This window comes from Mycobacterium venezuelense (assembly GCF_054919535.1).
The window spans coordinates 82,710-106,923 of sequence record NZ_JBONDW010000013.1; the positions used below are offsets into that span (position 1 = coordinate 82,710).

Genomic DNA, 24,214 nt, shown 5'->3' on the forward strand with positions numbered 1-24,214 from the left:
TGCGGTGTGAGCGCGGCCACCATGCGTGACGGCCCAGCGTTGAGTCACCCAGATTGGGCAGACTGCCCAATCTGCGGCAGATCGAGCACGGACAACGCGAGCGACAGTTCGACGTAGGCCGCCCTGCCGTGCAGTGGTCTGCCGACCAGCTCGGTGATCCGGTGCAGCCTGTTGAGCACCGTGTTGCGATGGCAGTGCAACCGCACCGCGGCGTTTGCGGTCGACCGGTCTTCCTCGAGCCAGACGACGAGGGTCTCGAGCAGGACCTCACGTTCGCGCGCGGGCCGGTCGAGGATGCCGCCGAGGTTTCGGGTGACCAGTCGCTGAGCGAGGTCGGGTGACCGCACGAGCAGCGCCTCGGGGTAGTGCTCGTCGAGGCACACGAGCTCGGTCGCGGTCGGCGGTGCCATGCTCAGCGCCGTCATCGCCAGGGTGTAGCCGGTGGCGGCCTCGGCGAGGCCCGACACCGCTGGCGAGGCCGCGGACCGTCCCCTGGCCAACGGGCGAAGACATGCCACGACGTCGGCGGCGTCGCGCTGTTCCAACGCCACCACGCCGATGCGGGTGTCGACCTTGGTCTGCCAGACCGACCGGAAGCCGAGCGCGTCGAGCACCGTGCGCGGGCCGGCGAGGGCAGGCGTTCCGTCCGGCCGGACATCGGCAACAACCACCAGATAACCGCCGGTCGCGGGCAGTTCCAGCTCCCGCGCGACACGGGCGGCAAAACCCGTGTCACCGGCCCGCCTGCCGAGCAGATCCTCGATGAGGGCGTTGCGCCGCTGCTCGTCGTGACGCACCCGCTCCTGCTCACTGTCGCGATAGGACGTCGACAGCGCCGAGGACAGCTCGTCGATCACAGTCCAGGTGGCGGTGCCGGCGTCGAGCACGTCGTCGGGTGCGACGCCCGTTTGCTCCGCGCGCTCGAGCAGCGCCTCCCAGACGATGCGGCCGCCCAGCCGGAACGTGCGCAGCATGACCTCCAGCGGCACACCTTGCTCGGCCCGGTGCCGGGCGATCGCCCCGACCACTTCGTCGGCCAGATCGGGTCCCGCCACCCGGCCGCTCAGCAGTTCCAGCACCCGGGTGAGGTAGTCACGGCAACCTTCGCGCAGGTCGTCGCGGGGCACGCTGCCGTAGTCGGTCCATTCTGGGTTGTCGGTGAAGATCGCCGACAGGAGCCGGTCGATCAGCGTCCCGACGTCGGGCAGGGTGGCTTCGGCCAACTCGCGGGTGACGGACGTCGCGAAGCCCGGGTGTCGCTTTTGCACAGGCCGCACCGTACTCCCACTGCGGGCGAGACCTACCGATAACGCTGAGCCAGCCTGGCCCGGTGTACCGCGGGGGACCCGAACAGCGACCGATTGAGGGCGGCCCGTTTGAGGTAGACGTGCACGCCGCTCTCCCACGTGTAGCCGATGCCGCCGTGGAGTTGCATGGCCTTGCCTGCGACGTCCACGGCGGCTTCGCACGCATACGACTTGGCCATCGAGATCGCTGTGCTGTCGGTATCGGCTACCGCGGCCGTGACGAGCTGGCGGGCCACCGAGATCCGCACGAGCATGTCGGCGCAGGCGTGTTTGACGGCCTGGAATGACCCGATCGGTTGACCGAACTGCCTGCGCACCCCGACGTAAGAAACGGTGGTCTCGAGCATGGCTTGCGCTACGCCGAGACTGTCGCAGGCGACGGCGAGCGCGGCCCGCTCCCCCAACCCGCGCAGCCGCGTCTCCGGGTCACCGTCGAAGCGCCACACCGCGGCGTGGTCGACCTCGACGCCGTGCGCGCTCACCGTGGCGAGGCTGCGAGTCTCGTCGAGCACCGGCTGATCGCTGACCGTGAGCCCGACGGCATCGGCAGTGACGTCGACGATCACCGGAACTCCGTCGGGGTCGCGTGCAGGCAACAGCAGCCGCTGCGCACCGACGGCGTCGGGCACGTACGCCGCCTGGCCGTGGACACGCCACCCGAGCCGCGTGGTGGCCAGCTCGAACGGTTCAGCGGCCGTATCCCCGGACAACCCAAGCGTGACCCGCTGATTGCCCGCGACGGTGTCTGCCAGCAGATCGTCGCGGAACTCATTGGGCTGCAAGGCAAGCAGTGCACCGACGCCCAGTACCGCACCGCCGAGGTATGCGGTTCTTGCCGCAGCGCGGCCGAGCTCCTCGCAGATCACGGCCACCTCGGCGAACGTGGCTCCGGCGCCGCCCAGGTGGTCGGGCACGTCGAGGCCGACCCAGCCCGCTTGGATCAGCAGTGGCCAGTCGACGGTGTCCTTCGCGAGGAGATCGGCTGCCACCGAACGCATCTCGTCGTGGAGTTCGGAGAAGTTCATCGGGGCAACCCCAGTCCGCGTTCACCGATGATGGTCCGCTGAATCTCGCTCGCGCCGCCGGGGATGGTCCATTCCCACGAGCCGATGAAGTCGAGCATCCAGGCACCCGATTCCCAGCCGCTCGACACCGGTTTGGCCAGCACGGTGTGGGCGGCGAGACCGCCGATCTCGGCACCGAAGCCGGTCATGCGCTGCAACAGCTCGCTGTAGTACAGCTTGACGATCGAAGCATCGGCAGGGCCGGTCAGGCCCGCCTCCGCACGCTCGACCAGATCGCGGCAGAGCCCCCGCAAACCGGCGAGTTCGATCTCGAACTGCGCCAGCCGATCCGCGACGATCGGATCCTCCGCGGGTGAGCACGCCTGTACGAGCCAACGGAATCCGGCGTTGCTGAGCCGCTCGGCCAACTCGAGCATCGTCATGCCGCGTTCGGCCCCGAGAGTGGCTTGAGCGACCTGCCAGCCCTCGTTCACCGGGCCGATCAGGTTCGTGGCCGGTACGACGACGTCGTTCAGGAAAATTTCGCAGAAATGCGAATCGCCGACGGCGTTGCGAATGGGTCGCACGTCGATGCCCGGCGTGCTCATGTCCATCAAAAAGTACGAAATGCCGTGTCTTTTCGGGGCATCCGGGTCGGTGCGGGCCAACAGCAGACACCAGTCGGCGTGCAGAGCGCCACTTGCCCAGAGCTTTTGACCATTGACGACGAAGTTCTCGCCATCGACACGAGCACTCGTGCGCAGCGCGGCCAGATCTGATCCGGCCTCCGGCTCGGAGAAACCCTGCACCCAGATCTCGCCGTCGAGGATCGCAGGCAGATGGCGCTGCCGCTGCGCGTCGGTGCCCGCAGCCAATAACGTCGAGGCGGCGTGATGGATCCCGACGAACGCGAGCACGAGCCGCGGTGCATCGTGGGCGGCAAGCTCCTGAAAGAGCACGATCTGATGGGGCACCGGCATCGGCCCTTTTGCTCCTCGCATCCGCAGGCCGCCGCCCCATTCGCTCGGCCAGTGCGGAACCGCATAACCGGCGCTGTGCAATTCGGCGAACCAGGACTTCTGGAACGTCACGAACTCCTCGTCGCTGACACCGGTCTGAGCTTCCCGCCAGTTCGTCGGCACATGCGCGGCACACCAGTCCCGCACCGTCGCTCGGAACTCATCGAGCTCCGTCACGAGAACAACCCCGTGAGTCCGCGCCTGCCCAATCGCGCGGTCAGAATGTCGCGAGTATGCGACAGCCCGAACGGCAAGCGCCGCAACGGCTGGCTGTAGCGCGACAGCCACGACAGCGTCGTCTCGTCGCAGAATCCGACCGCGCCGTGTAGTTGGTGGCAGACGCGGAACACCACCTCGGCCGCCTCGATCGTGGCCATCCGCAGCGCGAGCGCGTCATCGAGCGCATCCGGTGTGCCGAGGCTCCACAACGCATACTTGGCGAGCATGTCGGCGCCGCTGCGTTCCACCTCAGCCTCGGTCAGCTGGAACTGCACGCCCTGGAACGACGACAGCGTCTGACCGAACTGTTTACGCAAACTGACATGCGCGACGGTGAGGTCGATCGCGCGGTCCAGCATGCCCAGCAGAGTCCAGCACGGCAATACCAGGCCCAGTACCACGTCGGCGGCGCCGTCACCGTCGACGGCCGCCAACTCCAACGCTGTGGTGAACGCCGGCCCCGCCCCCGAGGTGCCGGTGACACGGTAGCGACGGCCATCCAGTGTTACTGCGGCCCAAGCCGTATCGAGCCCAGCGACAGCTGCGTGCGGTGCATCTTCTGAGATGACGAGTGTGCCGGCCAATCGCTCGGCGACCGGATAGGGCAATGCCCAGTACCCGGCACTGCGGCACAGGGCCGCGGCCGCCTCAAGCGAGTCGGGATCGGTGCGTGGGTCGAGTTCGTGCGCACCGAGGCCATCGAGCACCGGGGCCACCAGAGCCTGACGGGCTTCGGGCTTGGCTTCGGCCTGTTGCAGAAGCTCATCGCCGCCGGCGGCCTCGAATGCGCGGAGTGCTTGGCGACCATATTCTATCGCGTCGTCGCTGAGATCCAGGATCATGCTCGAGCTCCCGCCAACATCGCCCGCGACAACAGGATGCGCTGCATCTCGATGCTGCCCGACGACACCGTCGACGCCTGTGAATAGCGCCAGTGATCCTCGACTTCGGCGCGGAAGTACTCGCCGTCACCGCGTGGTAGAACCGCAGCTATCTCCATCAGCACCTCGGCGCTCTCCTGATCGAGGCGCGTCACCGCGATCCGATAGGCCGCGGCGTCACCGGGATTCACGCGCCCGGTCGCCTGCATGGCCACCACCCGGTAAGCCATCAGCCGGGCGCGACGGCAATGCGTGAGCATCCGCGACCATCTGCCGCGCAGTTCCGCGGGCAACTCGTCCCACGCATCGCCGAGCACATCGGGTGCCGCCTGCAGGAGCCGTTCGCAGCGGGCATAGCGTGCGATGCCGACCCGCTCGAATGACACCACGTCCTGCACGATGGACCATCCTTGGTCCACCGTGCCCAATGCGTCAGCCTCGGTGACCTTCAACTCGTCGAAAAACACCTCGTTGAGGTGGTGCGGGCCCATCATGGTGCGGATGGGCCGGACCGTGATCGCCGGATCGTCCATCGGCACCAGAAAGATCGTCATGCCCTGCTGCTTTTTCTCGCCTTTGGCGGTGCGGGCCAGCAGGAAGCACCACTGCGCCATGGTCGCGTACGACGTCCAGATCTTCTGGCCGTTGATACGCCAGCCGTCGTCTTCACGACGGGCGAAGGTGCGCAGTGACGCGAGATCGGAACCCGCCTCGGGCTCGGAAAAGCCCTGGCACCAGATGACTTCGCCGTTGGCGATCGGAGGCAGATGTTTGCGCTGCTGCTCGGGTGTGCCGTGCCGCATGATGATGGGGCCGACCCAGTTCACCCCCATGTACTGTGCGCCGCGCGGTTCGTGGTGCGCCCACATCTCCTCGCGCACGACGGTCTGCTCCCACACCGACGCGTCACCGCCGCCGAACTCCTTGGGCCACGACATGCACAACAGCTGACGCTGCGCCAGTGTCCGGCAGAAGTTCTGGGCCACCGCCAGATCCGCGGGATCGTCGGTGAACGCACCGAGAAAGTCAGCGGGTACCTGCTCGTGGATCAGCTCACGCAACTCACCGCGCAGCGCGTTGGCCGACTCACCCAGATCGAAATCCACTCGAAGCCTCTCTATCCCGCTCTGTCGCGTGAGCTCAACTCACCGAGCACGTCGGCGGTGTCCGCGCCCAACTCCGGTGCGTACCCGCCCACCCGGCCGGGTGTCCGCGAAAACCACGTCGGCACACCGGGGAACCTCACCGGGCCGTGGCGTGTCTCGACGGTCTCGAACAGACCCACGGCGTTCAGGTGCGGGTTGTCGAACAACGCGTCCGGGCTGTTGATGGGCGCGGCGGGAATTTCCAGAACCCGGAAGAGGTCCAGCCACTCGTCGGTCGTGCGTTCCTTGAGTGTCTGCGCCACCAGGCCGTACACGGTGTCGATCTGTTTGGCACGGAGTTCGAGCGTCGCGAAAGCCGCGCTGTTCCACGCGGGTTGCACGGCGTCGATGAACGCGTTCCAGTGCTTGTCGTTGTAGATCAGCGCCGCGATGTGGCCGTCCTTGGTCTCATAGGGCTTGCGGTTGGGCGCGACCGTGCGCGGATAGACGGCCGGCCCGAGCGGCGGGTCGAACATGGCGCCGTTGGCATGCTCGACCAGCATGAACGAGGCCATGGTCTCGAACATGCTGACCTCGACCTCCTGCCCCTCGCCGGTCCGTTCGCGATGGAACAACGCCATCATCGTCGCGTAGAGCGCTGTCAGACCCGCCACCTTGTCGGCCATGATGGTGCCCACGTAGGCGGCTTCGCCGGTCAATTGCTCTTGCACTGCGGGCAATCCACATTCCGCCTGGATCGTGTCGTCGTAGGCCGGTCGATCCGCATCAGGTCCGCGGCGGCCGTAGCCGTAGCAGTTGGTGTAGACGATGCGCGGGTTGATCGCGTTGACGTCGTCATAGCCGAACCCGAGGCGGGCGACCGCTTTGGCCCGCATCGAGTGGATGAACACATCGGCGCCGGCAATCAGATCTCGGAGCGTGGATTTTCCGGCCTCGGTCTGCAGGTCGAGCACCACGCTGCGCTTGCCACGGTTGACATTGACGAACACGCCGCTCATGCCGGGCGCCGGGCCGACTGAGATGAAGCGCGTGTTATCCCCTTGTGGGGGCTCGACTTTGATGACGTCGGCGCCCATGTCGGCCATGATCTGAGTGCAGTACGGGCCCATCACCATCGCGGTGAGGTCCACGACCCGCACACCTTGCAGTGGACCGCCGGTCACGTCCCGACCCCCTGTGACGCCATCGCGAAGCTGTAGCGGATGTGATCGGCATGGCCGTCAGGTACCACGGGAAAGATCACCGAGTTCTCGAGGTCCCGGATGGCGCCGAGGTTCTCGGCGACGTCCTCGATCGTCCACGACGGCCGGTACACGCCGGAGGTTTCGGCGATCAGCGCCCTGGCCACCCGCCCGCCGATGGCGATCAGCATCTCGCCGGACACCGAGCACGACTCGTGGGCCAGCCAACCCACTGTCGGAGCGACGAGTTCGGGACCCATCGGCGGATAGGCCGAGGTGTCGATTCCCTCCGCCATCCGGGTGACGGCGCTGGGCACGATCACGTTGCATGTGACGCCTTCGGCGGCACCTTCGAGCGCGACCACGTTGGACAGTCCGATCAATCCGGCCTTCGCGACGGCGTAGTTCGCGACGTTGTGGTTGCCGTACAGCCCACCGATCGACGAGGTCAACACCACCCTGCCGTACCCGGCAGCGCACATGACCGGAAATGCCGGGCGCACAACGTGAAACGCGCCGCGCAGGTGTACGTCGAGCACCGCCTCGAAATCGACGACGTTCATCTCTTTGAGTGAACCGCGCCGCACCGTTCCGGCGTTGTGGATGAGGATGTCGAGACGGCCGAAGTGCTCGATCGCGGTGTCGATGATCGCCTGGCCGCCATCGGGCGTCGCGACCGATTCGCTGGATGCGACGGCAACACCGCCCGCAGCCACGATCTCGGCCGCCACGTCATGGGCCGGCGCGGAATCGGCGCCGTCCCCGGTCAGGCTGCTGCCGGAATCGTTGACGACGACTTTCGCGCCCTTTGACGCCAACAGCAGTGCGTATGCGCGCCCGAGTCCGCGTCCCGCTCCGGTGATGACGGCGACCCGATCGTCGAACCTCAGTGTTGTCACTTGATCTCAAGACCTTCGAGGTCGCCCTTGTCGCGCCACTCCGCAATGAGCTCGTCGAAGGCGTAGAAGCCGGGCGAGTAGAAATCACCAAGGAATGCGCCGTTGCGCACCGCGCCACCACGGCCCTCGTTGTTGTAGTAGCCGGGCGTGCAGGACAATTCGAATGCCGAGTTGTCGATCGCCAGTTCGCGAACCGTCGCGACCCAGGCGTCCTGGCCCTCCTGGGTGGGTTCGACGACGGTGGCCCCCCGATTCTGCGCCTCGGCGATGATGTGGGCGATGTGCTTGGCCTGCTGTTCGAACATCGCCGTGGTGTTGGCCGACACGCCGCCCTGGATGAAGCCCATGAAGAACTGGTTGGGGAATCCGCGGCTGGTCATGCCGTGCAGGGTCTTGTAGTCGTTTCGCCAGTAGTCGAACAGTGACAGTCCCTCGCGGCCCACGATGCGGTCGATCGCAAACCGGCGGCTGATCTCGGTGGAGATCTCGAAGCCGCTCGCAAAGATCACGCAGTCGACCTCGTATTCGACGCCGTTGGCGACAATCCCCTTCTCCGTCAGCCGTTCCACGCCCTTGGATGCCGACACGTCGATGAGCGTCACATTGGGGCGGTTGAACGTCGCCAGATAGTGCTCGCTCGACGTCGGTCGTTTACACATGAAGCGGTAGTACGGCTTCAGCGCCTCGGCGGTCTCGGGATCCTCGATGATCTCGGCGACATGGCGACGCAGCCGCTCCATGATCTTGAAGTCTTCTTCCTCGCGGAAGGCCATGATCTGCTCGATGGTCACCTCTGCGGGGTTCTCGGTGGCCGCGATCCGGGCGGTCAGGTTGCGCCCGAGCTCGGTCCAGAAGTCACAGACCAGGTCTGGTTCACCGAACACCACCCCGACGAACGGCGACCAGTTGTGGAAGTTGCGCTTGCGCTCTTCCTGCCATCCCGGCTGCAGCGACGCGGCCCAGGCCGGATCGGTGGATGGGTTGGTTCGCGCGTCGACCGATGACGGGGTCCGCTGGAAGACGAACAACTCCTTGGCATCACGGCCGAGGTGCGGCACCAACTGGATGCCCGTCGCACCGGTGCCGACAAGGGCGACGCGCTTGTCGGCAAGCTTGTGCAGGCCGCCGTCGGCAGTCCCGCCGGTGTAGTCGTAATCCCAACGCGCGGAGTGGAACACGTGGCCACCAGCAGCCCGGTAGTCCTTGATGCCGGGGATGCCCGGCAGCTTCGGACGGTTGTAGGAACCGTGCGCCATGACCACGAAACGGGCCCGGATGTCGTCGCCCCGGTTCGTGCTGATCTGCCAGCGCTGTGAATCGTCGTCCCACCGCAGTTCACGCACCTGCGTGGAGAACAGTGCACCGTCGTAGAGGTCGAAATGCTTGCCGATGTTTTGGCAGTGCTGGAGGATCTCGGCGCCGTCGGCGAATTTCTTCGACGGCATGAAGCCGAGCTCTTCGAGTAGCGGGATGTAGCAGTAGGAGTCGTTGTCGCACTGGATACCCGGGAAGCGGTTCCAGTACCACACCCCACCGAAATCACCGGCCATCTCGATGACCCGGATGCCCGCGACGCCGGCCTTCTTCAGGTACGCCCCGGCGAGCAGCCCGGCGAAGCCGCCGCCGAGGATGACGACGTCGGCGTCCTCGGTGATCGGGTCCCGCTCGGTCACCGTTGTGTACGGATCGACCTCGTAGAACTCGGCGTACTCACCTTCCAGTTCCAGGTATTGATCGCCGCCCTCGGGGCGCAGGCGCTTGGCCCGCTCTGCGGCGTATTTCTCCCGCAGTGCGTCGATGTCGATGTCGGTCGGGGTTTCGGTGGGACCGCAGGTGTTTGGTTGGGTCATGCTTTGGCGCCCTCCGGAAGCACCGCGGGATGCAGCGGCGCGTCCATGTCGTGCACCGCGGGCAGCACCTCGGCGGCGAACAGCTTGACGCTCTCCATCGCATCCTCGTACGGCATGGTGCCGAACTGCGGCACGATGGTGACCTCGGAGAACGAGCACGCCTCCTGGGCGGCCTTGAGGCGCTTGAAGATCTCCTCGGGCGTGCCGATCAACAGGTTCGACGCGTGATAGCCCGGGGGGCCTTTCTTGTCACCGGGCTTCGGGCCGCCGCTGCCGTCGCCCTGCACCGATTCGGCGAGCAGCGCCGTCGCCGATCCCTCTCGGTTCGCATAGGCCTCATAACCCTTGACGCCCTTGAAGTTCGACGCGTCGGCGAAGCCGTAGTGCACCGTGACGTCCCGGTTGGCGGTGTAGATCCATTCCTCGGTCTTGGGTACATCGTCCTCGGATGCCACGCAGTACATGAACATCACGTTCTTCGGCTGGCACGGCGGCAGGCCCTCTTCGGCGCGGAAGGTGTTGACCTTCTTGACTTCCTCGCCGGCGTCCCAGATGGGCTTGTTGCCGACGAACAACGGCACCATGCCACGCCGGGCCAGGATCTCCAGTGACTCCGGCGTCGACGACGAACTGTAGATGCGGTCGAACAGATCCGTGCTGAGCGGCTCAGGGCGCAGCGACATCTCGGGGAACTTGAAGATCTCACCGTCGTAGGAGAACCGTTCTCCGGAGAACGCGAGTTTGAGCACGTCGAGGGTCTCGTTGAACCGCTGCCGGCTCTCCTCGCGCGGCACGCCTACGGCGTCGAACTCACTCTTGGACACGCCACGGCCCAGGCCGATCGTCGTGTAGCGGCCGTTGGAGACGATGTCGAGGTAGGCGATCTGGTGGGCGAGCCGCACCGGATGCCACCACGGCGCCACCGCGACGAACGTTCCGAGGCTCACCCGCTCGGTGCGCGCGGCGAAGTATGTGAGCGCCTGAATGGGGTTGGGCGTCATGCCGTATGGCGTGCCCTGGTGCTCGGGGAACCAGATCCCGTCGAAGCCCAGCGGTTCGGCGAGATCGCCGAGCGCAAGCGCGGCCTGCACGCACTTGTAGTCGGGGGTGGCGGGCGGTGTGCTGAAGTCACCGGCCAGCACACGATCCCAGTCATGGGAGTTCTGTGCTCCCGTACCCAGATTGACCTTCATGAATTCTCCTTACCGGGGCGATTTGTGCACCTTCAGCGGCGGTGGGCGCCGGTGGGTGTGCACAAATCACTGGATTTCGCGGGGCTCTCCGACACCCATGTATTTGGACAGTTGGTAGTGCAGGTTGACCGTGCTGCGTTCGCGGTACGGGTTCGGCTTCGTGCCGGGGAAGCCCATGGACTTCATGCCCTGCTGGACGGCGGCCATGTTCGAAAAGTCCTGCGGCAGCACCGAGAGCCAGTTGGGGCTGTCGGCCGGGGTGTACTGCCACTCGGTCTGTGGCTCTTCGCCTTTCGGATACAACTCGAACACGCTGACCTCGAAGATGCACTTGTCCGGGTTGTAGCTCGGGTCGGGCCTGGCGCTGTAGCACAGCGCGCTCGTGAGCCCCTGGCCGATCTGGAAGTTCGGGAAAATCTGCCATGCGGTGCCGCTCTGCCCGAGGATGTCGGCCGGGATGGTCGGCCAGATCACCCCACGGGCCTCGTCGTCGCGACGGGCCGAGGACAGCCAGTGCTCGAGCACCTTGTCGGCGGGCGTGCCCTCGGGGAGTTCGTCGACGAGCCGCTTCGCGGCGTTCACCAGCGTCTGCGTGGTCGTCGCGTTGGTCTCCTCCATGGTGTAGACCTGCATCTCGGCGGTCGAGATGCGCGGGTCTCCGGTGCCGAGCCGGATCTTGGACTTGGTCTCGTCCATGCCTTTCGGGGCGTCGTAGCCGATATTGCTGTGCCTGCCCTGGGCTTTCGCCCAGCCCTTGAACTCGCCGAACCGGTTGAACTCGGGATGCGTGGTGAAGACGTGGTAGGTCTCGTTGAAGGCCTCCATCGCGACTTTCCAGTTGCAGTCGAAGTACAACCATTTGCGCCACTTGTAGCGCATGTTCTCCAGGCCGAACGGGTCGAGAATCTTCGCGGCCGGAAACAGGTAGTCGGCGGGGGGTTCCGGGTCGGTGTCCATGTTGATGAACAGCCAGCCGCCCCAGGTGTCGACGCTGACCGGCGGTAGGTGGGTGTTCTGTGGTGTCAGTGCACCTTTCCAGTCATCCTGTTCGCGGATGTGGGTACATGTGCCATTGAGGTCGTAAGTCCAGCCGTGGAACCCGCACACGAACGACTTGCGGGTGCGGGCGCAGGCGTTCTTGGCGCCCTTCGGGGTATCGATGAGACGCCGGCCGCGGTGCATGCACACGTTGTGGTGCGCAGCGAACTCGTTCGGCCCGGTGCGTACCACGATGATCGAATCGTCGAGGATGTCGTAAGTCAGGTAGCTGCCGATCTCGGGAATGTCCTCGACCCGGCCCACCTGCTGCCACACCTTGCGCCACAACCGGTCTCGTTCGGCGCGCGCGTACTCGGGTGAGATGTAGGCGTCGACGTCGATCGCCATCGGTTCGGCGAGCTCTTCGGTCATGAATTCTCCTCCTTCAGGGCCGGGTGATGGCCGCGCGGAAGTTCTCGTCTTTGAGGAACAGCGAGGTGTTGTCCCCGCCGAGGTGGGTCCAGCGCAGGTTCAGACCGCCGTCGACAAGCAGGGTCTGTCCGGTGATGTAGCTCGACAGATCGGACAGCAGGAAGAGGATCGCCCCGGCCTGCTCTTCGGGTGTGCCGCGGCGGCCCATCGCGATGGCGCGGCGGTCCCGCTCGGGATCGGCGTCGACATACGTTGCCGAAGCTGCGGTTTCGGTCACGCCAGGCGCCACCGCGTTGACGCGGATCCCGGCCGCGGCGAGTTCGGCCGCCATGGTGCGGGTGGCCGCGACGATCGCGGCCTTCGCCGTGCCGTAGGCGACCTGGAAAGGCGCGGTGTTCATCCCGCTGATCGACGACACTGAGACGATCGAGCCCGGATTGCCGCCGGCCCGGATCTCGGCGGCCACGGCCTGGCTCATGAAGAACATCGTTTCGAGGTTCGCGGTGAACAGCTCGCGCCAGTCGGCGCGCGACACCCGAGTGGACGGCATCCACGTCGACGGCGCGGCACCGCCTGCGACGTTGACCAGACCGTAGAGATTGCCGTCGGTGCGACGTACGGCATCGAGCACGGTCGCGATGCCCTCGTCGGTCGACGCGTCGGCCGCCACCGCGATTACCGCAAGACCCTTGTCGGCCAACGGGCCGACGTGGGTGTCGAGATTGTCCTGTGACCGGCTGACCGCGACGACCGTGGCACCCGCCTCGGCGGCCACGCGGGTCACTGTCGTACCGATACCGCCGCCGCCGGCGCCCGACACCACCACGATGCGGCCGTCCAGGTTCAGTGGATTGTCCATGCCGGCCCTATTTGTCCGGACAACATACGGTGCTCTGCATATTGAAGAATACTATTCCGCAGGGATTATTCAGCCGTCAAGGCCGGATATTCACGATTCGGCACCTATTGTCTGGACTAGGCGTACTTGCTAACGTCCGAGATCATGAGTGCGCTGTCGGTATCGGACGCGAGATACACCGCAAACCCCTCCGTCGCCGAGGGCTGGCGGCTGCAGCAGGTCACCGCTCCGAGTCGGCTCTTCGGCGCAAACGGTCTGCGAACCGGCCCGGACGGCCGGATCTATGTCGCGCAGGTGACCGGAAGTCAGATCAGTGCGCTCGACATCGACACCGGGGTCATCGAGACCGTCAGCGCCAAGGGCGGCGACATCATCGCTCCCGACGACGTCGCATTCGACCAGCACGGCAACCTGTACGCGACCGAGGTGATGGATGGCCGCGTGAGCGTGCGCGGAACGACCGGCGAGGCGCGGGTGCTGCGTGACGACGTCCCGTCGGCCAACGGCATCACGTTCCACCAGGGCCGGCTGTTCATCGGAGAATGCCGCGAGGGCGGCCGGCTCATGGAGTTCGACCTCAACGGCGGGGCGCCGCGGGTCTTGCTCGACGACGTGCCATCACCCAACGCCATGGAGGTCGGCCCCGACGGGCTCCTCTACTTCCCCGTCATGGGCGCCAATCAGATCTGGCGTATCGATCCCGACCACAAAGGCCCTGTCGAACCCGAGGTGGTCGCCGGCGATCTCGGCGTGCCCGATGCGGTCAAGTTCGACGCCGACGGTTTCATCGTGTCGACCCAGGTGGCGAGTGGCCAGGTGTTGCGCATCGATCCACGCAGCGGCACGCAGACACTTCTGGCGCAGCTCACGCCAGGACTCGACAACCTCACGTTCGTCGGTGACCGGCTGTTCGTCTCCAACTTCACGGGCGCGATCACCGAGATTCTCGATGGTCAGACCCGGAGCCTGCTCGACGGCGGCCTCAATTGGCCGCTGGATCTGACAGTCGGAGCCGACGGCGCTCTCTATGTCGCCGACGGCACGTACTTCTACCGCGTCGGGTCCGACGGCGTGTTGCAAACCGTCGGGATGCTGTTCTCGCCGGGGTACCCCGGCTTCCTCCGCGGGGTGACCGCCTCGGGCGCAGGGGAATTCGTCGTCACGACGGCCGGTGACCAAGTCGTGCGGTACCGCCCGGAAGCTTCCGAAAGTGAAGTGCTCGCCGACGGGGTGGATCAGCCCTATGGCGTGGCCCTTGCACCGGATGGCACGCCCGTGGTCGTGGAGCAGGGCGCCGGACGTTTGCTCGCCGCGCGGCCCGGCGGCATCGAGGTGCTCGCCTCGGGTCTGGATACCCCCGTCGGCGTGGCCATCGGACCCGACGGTGCACCGCTGGTGTCCGTTGCCGGGGCCGTTGTCCGAGTGTCGAGCGCGGGCGTCACACCGCTCATCGACGGATTGCACACGCCGCAAGGCATTCTCGTGCACGACGGTGCGCTCTACATCGTCGACGCCGGAACCAAGGAACTGGTCAGCTACGACCTGGACACCGCGGTGCGCACCCCGATCGCCACCGGACTGCCGGTCGGCCCGCCGCCCGGTGTGGTTCCCAAGCCGCTGCGCGGGATGCCGCCGTTCTCCGGTCCGCAGGGTCCGTTCGCCGGAATCACCGCGGGACCCGATGGCACGCTTTACGTTTCGGCCGACGGCGACGGCAGTGTGCTGGCACTGCGGCGAGGCTAGGGCATTCCCGTGACAGTAACTCCCGCCGAGCACCGCTACCTGCAGGTCGCGCGCACGTTACGCAAGGAGATCGTGGACGGCGTGTATCCGGTCGGTTCGCAACTGCCGACCGAACACGAACTCTGCGAACGCTTCGAGGTCAGCCGCTATACCATCCGCGAGGCACTGCGTCGCCTCCGCGACGACAACCTGGTGTCCTCCCGCCCGAGGGCAGGGACCCTCGTGGTGCCCCGAGCGGCAACCAATTCCTATGCCCAAGACGTGATGTCGATCAACGATCTGCTGGCATTCGCGACCGGAGCACAGTTCACGATCGAATCCAACGCCATGGTCACGATCGACGACGAGCTGGCCGAGCGCACCGGACTTCCCGTGGGCCAGCAGTGGCTCGCCGTGCGCGGCTACCGCCAGGCCGACGGCGACGCGCCACCGGTCTGCCGCACCGAGTACTACATCAACCGCTCGTTCGCCGCGGTCGGGCGGCTACTGCAACGCCATACCGGCCCGATCTTCCCGCTGATCGAGGACTTGTTCGGGGTCAGCGTCATCGAGGTCCACCAGGAAATCACCGCGGTGCTGGTCGATGCCGAGCTGGCCGAGCTGCTGAAGGTCGAGCCCGGCAGCGCTGCGCTGCAGATGCAGCGCACCTATACGACGTCGGACGGCGAGGTCGCTCAGGTCACCATCAACACCCATCCGTCGGACCGGTTCCGGCACGCCATGACGATGCGTCGGGTCAAAGGCTGATATGACCACGCTGGCCGACGCACTGGCCGATGCGGCGCGCAACACCCCGGACCGAGTGCTGCTGGTCGACGGCGACATTGAGCTGACTTGCCGCGAATTATCTGGCCGGGCATCGGCGTTGGCGGGCCATATGACGCAGCGGATGCCCACCGGCAGCGTCGTCTCCTTCATGCTGCCGAACTGGCATGAGGCCGCGATCATCTATCTGGCGGCGACGCTCGCCGGCATGGTGGCCAACCCGATCCTGCCGTCGCTGCGCGATCACGAATTGCGCTTCATCCTCGAAGACGCCGACAGCCGAATGATCTTCATCCCCGAGCGGTTCGGCGGTCACGACTATGCGGGCATGCTGGCGCGGGTGTGCGCCGACATGGCGTCACCGCCCGACGTGGTGGTGGTGCGGGGAGACTCGCACATCGCATTCGCGTCATTGACCGACGGCCAATTCGGGACGCCGCCGGTGCTCGACCCCGATGCCATCCGGATGATCCTCTACACCTCCGGCACCACCGGGCGCCCCAAAGGGGTGCTGCACAGCCACAACTCGATCAGCGCGTTGATTTATCAGCTGCGCGATCATTGGTTGATCGAGCCGGGTGACACCTTCCTGGTGCCGTCCCCCATCGCGCACATCGGCGGATCTATCTACGCCTTCGAATGTCCGTTGCTTCTGGGCACGACCGCAGTGCTGATGCAGCGGTGGAATGCCGACGACGGCGTTGCGCTCATGACCGAACATCGCTGCACCCATATGGCCGGCGCCACTCCGTTTCTCGAACAACTGCTGAACGCGGCCGAACGGGCCGCCACTCGGCTGCCAGATCTGAAGGTGTTCATCTGCGGTGGCGCGTCGGTTCCGCCGTCACTGATCCGGCGGGCATCCGGGTACTTCGAACATGCGCTGGTCAGCCGGGTGTACGGGTCGACCGAAGTCCCGGTCACCACGGTCGGCTCGCTGCGGCCCGGCGATGTCGACCACGCCGCCGAAACTGACGGCCGGCCCGGCGTCGCAGAGATCCGCCTGGTATCGGGCGAGATCCGGGCCAGAGGGCCACAGATGCTGCTGGGCTACCTACATCCCGAAGACAACGCCGACTCCTTTGACGCACAAGGCTTTTTCCGTACCGGTGATCTCGGCCGCTGGGTCGACGGCGATTACCTCATGGTGACCGGCCGGGCCAAGGACCTCATCATCCGCAACGGCGAGAACATCTCCCCCAAGGAAGTCGAGGACATTCTTGTCGGTGAGCTGGGGATCGCCGAGATCGCCGTTGTCGGCGTTCCCGACGAGCGCACCGGTGAACGAGCCTGCGCGGTGATCGTGCCGGCCGACGACCGGCGGCCCGATGTCGCCGCGCTGGGCAAGGTGCTGGAGAAGGCCGGGGTTGCGAAGTTCAAAACCCCCGAGCAAGTTGAGATCTGGGATGCGTTGCCCAAGAACGACGCAGGCAAGGTCTTGAAACACCAGATCCGGGCGACGCTTACGAAGGTGGACTGACATGCAGGTTGCGATCGTCACGGGTGCGAGCAGCGGCATCGGGTTCGGGTGTGCGATCAAGCTCGCCGAAGCCGGCATGGCGGTGGTCGGAGCCGGGCGAGACGAGGTACGCCTCGCTGAGCTGGAACGCGCGATCGGTGATCCGGAGCGGGTGCAGACCGTCGCGGCCGACTTGACCGCCGACGACGGGCCGAGCCGGGTGGTCGAGGCCGCGGTGCAGCGCTGGGGTCGTATCGACTTCCTGATCAACAACGCCGGCATCGGCAGCCCCAAGCCGCTGCACGAGACCGACGACGCAACCCTGGACTACTTTCTCGGGATCATGCTCCGCGCACCTTTCCGGTTGGCGCGGGATGTGCTGCCGCACATGGGGCCTGGGTCAGCGATCATCAATGTCACCTCCACGTTCGCGGTCGTCGGCGGGTTACGCGGCGGGGCGTACTCGGCGGCCAAGGGTGGTCTGACCGCGCTCACCACACACATCGCCTGCCAATACGGCGCCCAGGGAATCCGCTGCAACGCCGTGGCCCCGGGTGTCACGGTGACGCCGATGGTCGAGCACCGGCTGCAGAACGAAGGGTTCCGCAAGATGCAGACCGAGATGACGCCGCACACCAGGCTCGGCCGCGTCGAGGACGTCGCTTCCACGGTGGCCTTCCTGTGCTCGGACGGCGGGAGCTTCATCAACGGGCAGACGATCGTCGTGGATGGTGGGTGGAGTTCCACGAAGTATCTGTCCGATCATGCGCTGACCTCGGAGTGGGTGCCGCGATGAATCTTTTTGCGGTGCTGGATCAGACCGCCGCGCGGTTCGGCGATCGCGGGGCACTGTTCCTGGGCGAGAAGCAGGTCTGCACGTGGTCGCAACTGCGAGACCGCGTGCTGCGGCTGGCGACATCAATCCAGACCTTGGGTGACCGAGGCGCGCGGATCGCGGTCGCGAGCGAGAACCGCCCGGAGATCGTGGAACTCATGTTCGCGATCTGGGCGGCCGAATGCGTCTATGTCCCGATCAATTACAAGCTTCATCCACGCGAGATGGCCGACATCGTCGCCGATTCCGGTGCGTCTCAGGTGTTCGCGTCGGCCAAGATTGCCGCCGGGCTGTCGCTGGACGTACCGGTGGAAGTCATCGGCTCGGACGACCACTCGCGTCGCTTCGACGCCGAGCCGGCCGCGGTCCCGGTGACCGACCCGGCCACCCTCGCGTGGCTGTTCTACACCAGCGGAACCACCGGAAAGTCGAAGGGCGCCATGCTGTCCCATCGCAACCTCATGGCGATGACGGTGTCACACCTGGCGGACTTCGACTCTCCCGACGAGAACTGCAGCCTGATTCACGGCGCGCCGATGTCGCACGGCTCCGGCCTGTACGTCCCGCCCTATGTCCTGCGCGGGGCGCGGCAAGTCGTGCCGGAATCCGCGGCATTCGAGCCTGACGAGTTTCTGGATCTGTGTGACCACCATCCGGGATGCAGTGCGTTTCTCGCGCCGACCATGGTGCAGCGCCTGTTGGCAACCGGACGCGCCCGGCCGCTCAATCTGCAGACGATCGTCTACGGCGGCGGGCCGATGTACGTCGACAGCCTCAAGAAGGCGATGGCGGCGTACGGTTCGGTTTTCGTGCAGCTCTACGGTCAGGGTGAGGCGCCGATGACCATCACGGGGCTGCGTCGCGCCGATCATATGGACGCGTCTGATGCGGTTCTGGGCTCGGTCGGGTACGCGCGATCCGGCGTCGAAGTCGCGGTGCTGCGCGAGGACGGTAGCCCGGCCGGCATCGACGAGATCGGCGAAATCGTCTGCCGCGGAGACGTCGTCATGTCCGGGTATTGGAACAATCCGGCCGCCACGGCGACGACCCTCAAGGACGGGTGGCTGCACACCGGCGACATGGGCTCATTCGATGCCCATGGCTATCTCACGCTGCGCGACCGCTCGAAGGACGTCGTGATCAGCGGCGGCAGCAACATCTATCCGCGCGAGATCGAGGAAGTCCTCCTCGAGCATCCGGCTGTGGTCGAGGCGGGTGTCGTCGGCGCGCCGGATGACGAGTGGGGCGAGATTGTGGTGGCGTTCGTGGTCGGTTCGGTTTCGGTTGCTGAGCTCGATGCTCACCTCCTCGAACGCATTGCGCGGTTCAAACGGCCCAAACGCTACGAATTCATCGACGCGCTGCCGAAGAACAGCTACGGCAAGGTGCTCAAACGGGAGTTGCGGGAGCGGTTGGGGCGGTAGCGCGAGCAGATCGTCACCACATCAACCCGCGGATCATTTCCGTCGGCGGAATGTCCTCGACCGCAACCAATCCCGCGGGTGCGCGGCAGACCCAGTCGATCGCGTTGACCGCGCGGGCTGCCGTTGAGAGGCAGCCGGCATCGGTCACGTCGAGGACCGGATGGGACAGGTGTGTGCTGACCTCGATGCGTGGCTCGCCCTCGATGATCACCTTGTGGACACCGGACAGACCATCGGGCGGATAGTCCCAGTCCGGTGCCGCCACAGGTGTGAGGCGAGTGGTGTGCTCCACCGTGATGACCGGCACGCCATCACGCATACCTTCCACACCGAACCGCACTCCGGCCAGCTGTCCGGGCTCGACGGTCATCATCGTGCATTCGATGCGGTTGTCGGCGTACCACGGCTCATACCGCTGACGAACCTCGTCGAGATCCACCCCGAGATGGCCGGCGAGATTGCGCACCAAGCCACCGAACATGGACGTGATGACTCCGGGCTGGAACGCCATCGGCGTGTCGTCCTCCGGCGTGGTACCGAAACCCATTGCCGTGCCGGTGTATTCGTAGTCGTCATAGTTGCCGTAGTCGAAGATCTCTTTCACGGTCACCGACTCGGCGCGCGTCACGAGGCTCAGCGCGGCGTGCACCGCGGTATCCGCCGAATAGCCTGGGTCGATCCCGCTGACATACAGCGAGGAATTGCCCGCTTGGCAGGCCTGCTCCAGCGGCACGCGCAGCCAGTCATCGGCCTGGCGCGGGGTCACCAGCCACACCATCGACGTTCCGACGACGTTGATGCCGGCGGCAAGCAGCTTCGACATCTGCTCGATCGCCTCCATGGGCCGGGTTTCGCCGAGCGCGGTGTAGACCACGCAGTCGGGCGCGAGCGCGATCAGAGCGTCGATGTCGTTAGTCGCGACCACCCCTGTCGGCTCCGAAAGCCCGCACAACTCGGCCGCGTCGCGCCCGATCTTGTCGGGGTTGGCGGCGTGCACACCGACGAGCTTCAGATCCGGGCGGCCGATGATCGCCAGCAGCGAGTGCCGGCCGACATTGCCCGTGGAGAACTGCACCACTCTGCGCATAGATAACCCTCACTGGTTGGCGAGCAGACACAGACTCGCACAGAAGTGGCCCGAAAAGTGCGACTTCATGTCTGCTCGCGGATGTTGAGACTAGCCGATTGACTACTTCAAATTATTGACTACAGTCAGCGTGCATGAAGCTGCCGACGTTCAACCCCACCCGTGGCGGCACCAGGGACGCGCACCGGGAACCCTCGGCGAGCGGGCTCGACGAGCACATGGAGGCCTCACAGCGCGCACAGCGCCAGGCCGACAAATGGCTGATCTCCGGGAGCCTGCTGATCGGCACCGCGGCCCTCGGCATCTTCGGATTGCCCCTCTTCCTGCGCGGTGTGTGGCTGCTTCGCAAGGCGCAGCGCGACGGGTTGTCCGTCCGCCCGATGCTTGTCACACTGATCGGCTATCTGGTCATCATCGACGCCGCGATCAACACCGTCGGCTGGGCGCTGGACCTGGTCGCCAACCACACCATCCTGGCTCGAATTCTGTTGAACGGCTGGGGTGCGATGTTCGATGCGGGGTACTTCTGGCATTACAACGAGCTCTGGCTCGGTGGCGCATCGGGGCCCGGCGAGAAGGCCATGGAAGTCGGCATGATCCTCACCGTCTTCACCATGCGGATCGCCGCCGCGATCGGATTTCTGCAGATGAAGCGGTGGGGCCATCAGTGGATGATCATCACCTGCTGGATGGGCATCGTCATCTGGTGCCTCTACGTGTTCAACATGACGATGTTCGCCGACGTGCGATTCGCCGGCGTCGTGCTGCCAGTCGTCGGGTGGTGGCTCTACGACATCTTCTACATCACCCCGTTCCTGGCGATCCCCTACCTGCATTCGGTCAACCGCGAGATCTTCTCCGACTAGTCAATGACTTAACTCATTGACTCAACTCAGCAATAGGTCTAGAAAGAACGAGTATGGCGCCACAGGTCAAGCCGACGGCACGCGAGTTGCGCCGCCTGCAGACACGGGAACGAATACTCGGCGCCGCCATCGCCGAGTTCCAGACGGCGGGCATGGCCGGGGCCGACGTCGGCGCGATCGTCAGTGCCGCGGGCGTCGCCCACGGAACGTTCTTCTTCCACTTCCCCAGCAAGGAACACGTGCTGTTGGAGCTGGAGCGACGCGAAGAGACCCGCATGGCAACCGAATTCGCGCGCTTTCTCGACATCGATCATGATCTCACGACGGCGCTGACCGAACTTGTCCGCCTCGTGACCAGGCTGGAGCAGCGCTTCGGCTCGATACTCTTCAAAGAAGTTTTGGCGCTGCACTTTTCGCCGTCCCGCCCCACCAAGGACGAGTGGACCGACCACCCGCTCATCGTGCTGCTGGTCCGCGAGATCGAGCGCGCCCGCGGCGACGGCGTAGTACACCCCGAGGTCGACGCGTTCTACAGCGCCGCGTTCTTCCTACTGGGGATCTACGGCGTGCTGACCACCACCGCCAACAACGAGAAGCGCGACGTGATGCTGACGCAACTCGTCGCGACTGCCCTACGTGGACTGGAGATATGACATGGACTGGATTTGGGAGATTCTCCGTTACGTGGCCGCCTGGGGCGGTACCGGCTTGATCATCTGGTTCTGGTACTGGATGTTCTCCAACATCGGGACGTTCTGAAGGTCAGGACACGCCATGCCGGAACTCAGCGACGCGCATGCCATGGCAACCGAACGCGGTTGCGCCGTCACAGCCGTGGCATTGAGCGGGCAGCGCCGCACCGGGGCTCGGCTGGTCAGCGGCCAGCGCCGCGGCTTCGGGCTGAGCTCGCTGCTCGACGTCGTACATGTGCCCTATCCACCGCGTCGCGATTGGACCCGGCGAACCCTGACATGCGGTGTGGCACTGCAGTGCTCGCCGTCCAAGGATCGCGTCGTCGACTATCGTCTCAACGAGCTGTCAACCCGCGAACTCGCCGCGCTCACCCTCATCGAAGCCGGCGTTGCCTTGGGCTGGGTCGCCGAGCACTGGCCGGGACTGCTGGCCGACCTGCGCGCCATCCTGCCGCACCTCGAACCCGCCCGCGCCGACATGGACGCTCACGAAATGCTGAACCGTGCAATCACGCTGGCGCGCACCGCACAGCAGCTCCCGCTGGACCCACTGCTCGGCAGCCTGCCGCGGGCCTACACGTTGCCGCAGGGTCTGTCCGACAAGATGCGCCGCGCCTTCGGACGGCTGCCGTGGACGTCCACGCAAAAACGGCTGCCCCGTGCGCATTCCGTGCCCGTCGGCGGTGACGGCGGCGTGCGCAACCCGAATCTGCCTCCGCCCAGCCGCCCGCAGGACAACGACCTCGACATCACGCCCGACCACCGGCCGGGCATCCCCTACCCGGAATGGAACGCGTGGACCAAGAGCTTCATGCCAGACCACGTCGCCGTTCTGGAGCAGGCGCACAACCATCGTCACCGCCAGCCCGGTGTAGTCGCGGTGGATGTCCGGAAGTGGTTCGAGGAAAACACCCATCGGGCGATGAAGAACCGGCTGGAGGACGGTTCCGACCTTGACGTCGACCAGTACGTCGACCACTACATCGACCTGACGACGGGCGAAGCGGTCGAACCGCGGCTCTTCCGTGAACTGTTACCCGCGAGCCGTGACGTCACCACCGCGCTGCTGCTCGACGGGAGCTCCTCGCTGGGTGTGCACGGCGGCAGGGTCTTCAAACTCGAGCTCGCGTGCGCCGACGCCCTGTCGCGCGCGATGACGTCGGCGCGCGAACGCCACGGCATCTTCACGTTCACCGGCAACACCCGCCATCGCGTGGAAGTCCACTGCCTCAAGGACTTCGAAGAACGCCGCTTCGTCCCGCCCGGCAGCCTCGGCCTGTCCACCGGCGGCTACACCAGACTCGGTGCGCCGCTGCGGCATATGACCAGCCGCCTGCTGGCCCAACCGTCGGAAAGACGTCTGCTCATCGTCATCGGTGATGGCCTGATCTCCGACGAGGGCTACGAAGGCCGCTACGCGTGGGCCGACGCCGCCCACGCCGTCGAGGAAGCCAACGAGGCAGGCGTCGCCATGTACTACGTCGGCGTCGGCCCCACCCGCGTCGACCCGCTGCCGGAAGTGTTCGGCCCAAAACGATCCCAACGTATCCGCCGCGTCGAAGAACTTCCCCGCGTCCTTGCCCACGTCCACCGGGAGCTGGTCACCGCATGACAGACAACTACTACGCCAACGCCAACGAGGTCCAGCTGTTCGAGCAGGCCTACCGTCAACGCCTTCCCGTGATGCTCACCGGCCCGACGGGATGCGGCAAGACCCGCCTCGTCGAGCACATGGGCCTGCTGCTGGGCCGTCCGGTCATCACGATCAGCTGTCACGACGATCTCACGAGCTCCGACCTCGTCGGCCGGTTCATGGTCACCGGCGGCGACGTCGTGTGGACCGACGGGCCGCTCACCCGGGCGGTCAAGGCGGGCGCGATCTGCTACCTCGACGAGGTCGTCGAGGCGCGACACGATTCGTTGGCCGTCCTGCACTCGCTCACCGACCACCGGCGCACGCTCTACCTGGATCGCGCCGGCGAAGTCGTCCAAGCACCAGAGTCTTTCATGCTGGTGTGCTCCTACAATCCCGCCTACCGCAGCTCACTGAAGGAGCTCAAACCATCGTTCCGGCAGCGGTTCGTCACGCTGCCGATGCGGTACCTGCCGGCCGAGCGCGAAGCCGAGGTGATCGTCGCCGAGGCGGGTGTCGAACTGCCGACCGCGCAGCGTCTGGTCCGGTGCGCCACCGCAATCCGGACCGCGGACGAGGCATTCCATTTCGAGCCGCCCTCAACCAGGGTGCTCGTCACGGCAGCGCACTTGATCGTCGCAGGCGCAACGGAACTCGAAGCCGCCGAAGCCTGCGTACTCGCACCGTTGTCCAGCGACGGCGCGATCACCGAGGGACTACTGGAGGTCGCGTCCGCGTGCCTCTTCGGTGCCGGCGCCGACAACACAAGCATCTAGGAAGGA

21 protein-coding genes are annotated in these 24,214 nt (G+C 65.8%); 9 read left to right on the plus strand and 12 right to left on the minus strand.

Annotated features, from left to right (window positions below; all coding sequences use genetic code 11):
* Nucleotides 1-44: 44 nt before the first annotated feature.
* From ACRCUN_RS21225 to ACRCUN_RS21275, 11 genes are all read right to left on the minus strand, one after another.
* Nucleotides 45-1,268, minus strand: coding sequence for a PucR family transcriptional regulator (locus ACRCUN_RS21225; RefSeq protein WP_462143596.1), 1,224 nt, complete (start codon nucleotides 1,266-1,268; stop codon nucleotides 45-47).
* Nucleotides 1,269-1,300: 32 nt separating this feature from the next.
* Nucleotides 1,301-2,332 carry an acyl-CoA dehydrogenase family protein gene (locus tag ACRCUN_RS21230; RefSeq protein ID WP_462143597.1) on the minus strand — a complete coding sequence of 344 codons (1,032 nt, stop codon included), beginning with the start codon at nucleotides 2,330-2,332 and terminating at the stop codon, nucleotides 1,301-1,303.
* Nucleotides 2,329-3,507, minus strand: coding sequence for an acyl-CoA dehydrogenase family protein (locus ACRCUN_RS21235; RefSeq protein WP_462143598.1), 1,179 nt, complete (start codon nucleotides 3,505-3,507; stop codon nucleotides 2,329-2,331). The genes ACRCUN_RS21230 and ACRCUN_RS21235 overlap by 4 nt, the downstream gene beginning before the upstream one ends.
* A complete protein-coding gene (locus tag ACRCUN_RS21240; RefSeq protein ID WP_462143599.1) occupies nucleotides 3,504-4,391 on the minus strand; it encodes an acyl-CoA dehydrogenase family protein in 888 nt (295 codons plus the stop codon). The genes ACRCUN_RS21235 and ACRCUN_RS21240 overlap by 4 nt, the downstream gene beginning before the upstream one ends.
* The gene (locus tag ACRCUN_RS21245) at nucleotides 4,388-5,536 is read right to left on the minus strand and encodes an acyl-CoA dehydrogenase family protein (RefSeq protein ID WP_462143600.1); all 1,149 of its coding nucleotides are present in this window, start codon (nucleotides 5,534-5,536) and stop codon (nucleotides 4,388-4,390) included. The genes ACRCUN_RS21240 and ACRCUN_RS21245 overlap by 4 nt, the downstream gene beginning before the upstream one ends.
* A gap of 11 nt (nucleotides 5,537-5,547) precedes the next feature.
* Nucleotides 5,548-6,699, minus strand: a complete 1,152-nt coding sequence (locus ACRCUN_RS21250) for a CaiB/BaiF CoA transferase family protein (protein WP_462143601.1) — start codon at nucleotides 6,697-6,699, stop codon at nucleotides 5,548-5,550.
* Nucleotides 6,696-7,616 carry an SDR family NAD(P)-dependent oxidoreductase gene (locus ACRCUN_RS21255; RefSeq protein ID WP_462143602.1) on the minus strand — a complete coding sequence of 307 codons (921 nt, stop codon included), beginning with the start codon at nucleotides 7,614-7,616 and terminating at the stop codon, nucleotides 6,696-6,698. The genes ACRCUN_RS21250 and ACRCUN_RS21255 overlap by 4 nt, the downstream gene beginning before the upstream one ends.
* Complete coding sequence (locus ACRCUN_RS21260) at nucleotides 7,613-9,466, minus strand: flavin-containing monooxygenase (protein ID WP_462143603.1); 1,854 nt, start codon at nucleotides 9,464-9,466, stop codon at nucleotides 7,613-7,615. Before ACRCUN_RS21260 ends, ACRCUN_RS21255 begins: the two co-directional genes overlap by 4 nt.
* Nucleotides 9,463-10,659, minus strand: coding sequence for an LLM class flavin-dependent oxidoreductase (locus ACRCUN_RS21265; protein ID WP_462143604.1), 1,197 nt, complete (start codon nucleotides 10,657-10,659; stop codon nucleotides 9,463-9,465). The genes ACRCUN_RS21260 and ACRCUN_RS21265 overlap by 4 nt, the downstream gene beginning before the upstream one ends.
* A gap of 66 nt (nucleotides 10,660-10,725) precedes the next feature.
* Nucleotides 10,726-12,069, minus strand: coding sequence for an aromatic ring-hydroxylating oxygenase subunit alpha (locus tag ACRCUN_RS21270; RefSeq protein ID WP_462143605.1), 1,344 nt, complete (start codon nucleotides 12,067-12,069; stop codon nucleotides 10,726-10,728).
* 13 nt (nucleotides 12,070-12,082) lie between these two features.
* Nucleotides 12,083-12,928, minus strand: a complete 846-nt coding sequence (locus ACRCUN_RS21275) for an SDR family NAD(P)-dependent oxidoreductase (RefSeq protein WP_462143606.1) — start codon at nucleotides 12,926-12,928, stop codon at nucleotides 12,083-12,085.
* A 144-nt stretch (nucleotides 12,929-13,072) separates the two neighbouring features.
* On the opposite strand from ACRCUN_RS21275, the gene ACRCUN_RS21280 reads away from it, so the two are divergent.
* The 5 genes from ACRCUN_RS21280 to ACRCUN_RS21300 are packed head-to-tail and all read left to right on the plus strand — an operon-like array spanning nucleotide 13,073 to nucleotide 19,154.
* Nucleotides 13,073-14,671, plus strand: coding sequence for an SMP-30/gluconolactonase/LRE family protein (locus tag ACRCUN_RS21280; RefSeq protein WP_462143607.1), 1,599 nt, complete (start codon nucleotides 13,073-13,075; stop codon nucleotides 14,669-14,671).
* Between the two features lie 9 nt (nucleotides 14,672-14,680).
* A complete protein-coding gene (locus tag ACRCUN_RS21285) occupies nucleotides 14,681-15,418 on the plus strand; it encodes a GntR family transcriptional regulator (RefSeq protein ID WP_462143608.1) in 738 nt (245 codons plus the stop codon).
* Nucleotide 15,419: 1 nt separating this feature from the next.
* Nucleotides 15,420-16,916 (plus strand): AMP-binding protein, encoded by a 1,497-nt coding sequence (locus ACRCUN_RS21290; protein ID WP_462143609.1) that lies wholly within the window; start codon nucleotides 15,420-15,422, stop codon nucleotides 16,914-16,916.
* Nucleotide 16,917: 1 nt separating this feature from the next.
* Nucleotides 16,918-17,691 (plus strand): SDR family NAD(P)-dependent oxidoreductase, encoded by a 774-nt coding sequence (locus tag ACRCUN_RS21295; RefSeq protein ID WP_462143610.1) that lies wholly within the window; start codon nucleotides 16,918-16,920, stop codon nucleotides 17,689-17,691.
* A complete protein-coding gene (locus ACRCUN_RS21300) occupies nucleotides 17,688-19,154 on the plus strand; it encodes an acyl-CoA synthetase (protein WP_462143611.1) in 1,467 nt (488 codons plus the stop codon). Before ACRCUN_RS21295 ends, ACRCUN_RS21300 begins: the two co-directional genes overlap by 4 nt.
* 13 nt (nucleotides 19,155-19,167) lie before the next feature.
* Here the strand turns inward: ACRCUN_RS21300 and ACRCUN_RS21305 are convergent, their stop codons facing one another.
* A complete protein-coding gene (locus ACRCUN_RS21305) occupies nucleotides 19,168-20,241 on the minus strand; it encodes an NAD(P)H-dependent amine dehydrogenase family protein (RefSeq protein ID WP_462143612.1) in 1,074 nt (357 codons plus the stop codon).
* Nucleotides 20,242-20,375: 134 nt separating this feature from the next.
* On the opposite strand from ACRCUN_RS21305, the gene ACRCUN_RS21310 reads away from it, so the two are divergent.
* The 4 genes from ACRCUN_RS21310 (at nucleotide 20,376) to ACRCUN_RS21325 (ending at nucleotide 24,208) form a co-directional block, all read left to right on the plus strand.
* Nucleotides 20,376-21,107, plus strand: coding sequence for a hypothetical protein (locus ACRCUN_RS21310; protein ID WP_462143613.1), 732 nt, complete (start codon nucleotides 20,376-20,378; stop codon nucleotides 21,105-21,107).
* 53 nt (nucleotides 21,108-21,160) lie between these two features.
* Nucleotides 21,161-21,760: a TetR/AcrR family transcriptional regulator gene (locus ACRCUN_RS21315; protein ID WP_462143614.1), complete on the plus strand. Its 600-nt coding sequence runs from the start codon at nucleotides 21,161-21,163 to the stop codon at nucleotides 21,758-21,760.
* 121 nt (nucleotides 21,761-21,881) lie between these two features.
* Nucleotides 21,882-23,411, plus strand: a complete 1,530-nt coding sequence (locus tag ACRCUN_RS21320; protein ID WP_462143615.1) for a nitric oxide reductase activation protein NorD — start codon at nucleotides 21,882-21,884, stop codon at nucleotides 23,409-23,411.
* Complete coding sequence (locus ACRCUN_RS21325) at nucleotides 23,408-24,208, plus strand: CbbQ/NirQ/NorQ/GpvN family protein (protein ID WP_462143616.1); 801 nt, start codon at nucleotides 23,408-23,410, stop codon at nucleotides 24,206-24,208. Before ACRCUN_RS21320 ends, ACRCUN_RS21325 begins: the two co-directional genes overlap by 4 nt.
* Nucleotides 24,209-24,214: the final 6 nt, after the last annotated feature.

What these genes read in the sequence shown, in the direction of transcription:
- ACRCUN_RS21230 (WP_462143597.1), bottom strand. Translation starts at nt 2,332, where the DNA reads ATGAACTTCTCCGAACTCCACGACGAGATGCGTTCGGTGGCAGCCGAT.
- ACRCUN_RS21240 (WP_462143599.1), bottom strand. Translation starts at nt 4,391, where the DNA reads ATGATCCTGGATCTCAGCGACGACGCGATAGAATATGGTCGCCAAGCA.
- ACRCUN_RS21260 (WP_462143603.1), bottom strand. Translation starts at nt 9,466, where the DNA reads ATGACCCAACCAAACACCTGCGGTCCCACCGAAACCCCGACCGACATC.
- ACRCUN_RS21265 (WP_462143604.1), bottom strand. Translation starts at nt 10,659, where the DNA reads ATGAAGGTCAATCTGGGTACGGGAGCACAGAACTCCCATGACTGGGAT.
- ACRCUN_RS21270 (WP_462143605.1), bottom strand. Translation starts at nt 12,069, where the DNA reads ATGACCGAAGAGCTCGCCGAACCGATGGCGATCGACGTCGACGCCTAC.
- ACRCUN_RS21275 (WP_462143606.1), bottom strand. Translation starts at nt 12,928, where the DNA reads ATGGACAATCCACTGAACCTGGACGGCCGCATCGTGGTGGTGTCGGGC.
- ACRCUN_RS21280 (WP_462143607.1), top strand. Translation starts at nt 13,073, where the DNA reads ATGAGTGCGCTGTCGGTATCGGACGCGAGATACACCGCAAACCCCTCC.
- ACRCUN_RS21290 (WP_462143609.1), top strand. Translation starts at nt 15,420, where the DNA reads ATGACCACGCTGGCCGACGCACTGGCCGATGCGGCGCGCAACACCCCG.
- ACRCUN_RS21295 (WP_462143610.1), top strand. Translation starts at nt 16,918, where the DNA reads ATGCAGGTTGCGATCGTCACGGGTGCGAGCAGCGGCATCGGGTTCGGG.
- ACRCUN_RS21300 (WP_462143611.1), top strand. Translation starts at nt 17,688, where the DNA reads ATGAATCTTTTTGCGGTGCTGGATCAGACCGCCGCGCGGTTCGGCGAT.
- ACRCUN_RS21305 (WP_462143612.1), bottom strand. Translation starts at nt 20,241, where the DNA reads ATGCGCAGAGTGGTGCAGTTCTCCACGGGCAATGTCGGCCGGCACTCG.
- ACRCUN_RS21310 (WP_462143613.1), top strand. Translation starts at nt 20,376, where the DNA reads ATGAAGCTGCCGACGTTCAACCCCACCCGTGGCGGCACCAGGGACGCG.
- ACRCUN_RS21315 (WP_462143614.1), top strand. Translation starts at nt 21,161, where the DNA reads ATGGCGCCACAGGTCAAGCCGACGGCACGCGAGTTGCGCCGCCTGCAG.
- ACRCUN_RS21320 (WP_462143615.1), top strand. Translation starts at nt 21,882, where the DNA reads ATGCCGGAACTCAGCGACGCGCATGCCATGGCAACCGAACGCGGTTGC.
- ACRCUN_RS21325 (WP_462143616.1), top strand. Translation starts at nt 23,408, where the DNA reads ATGACAGACAACTACTACGCCAACGCCAACGAGGTCCAGCTGTTCGAG.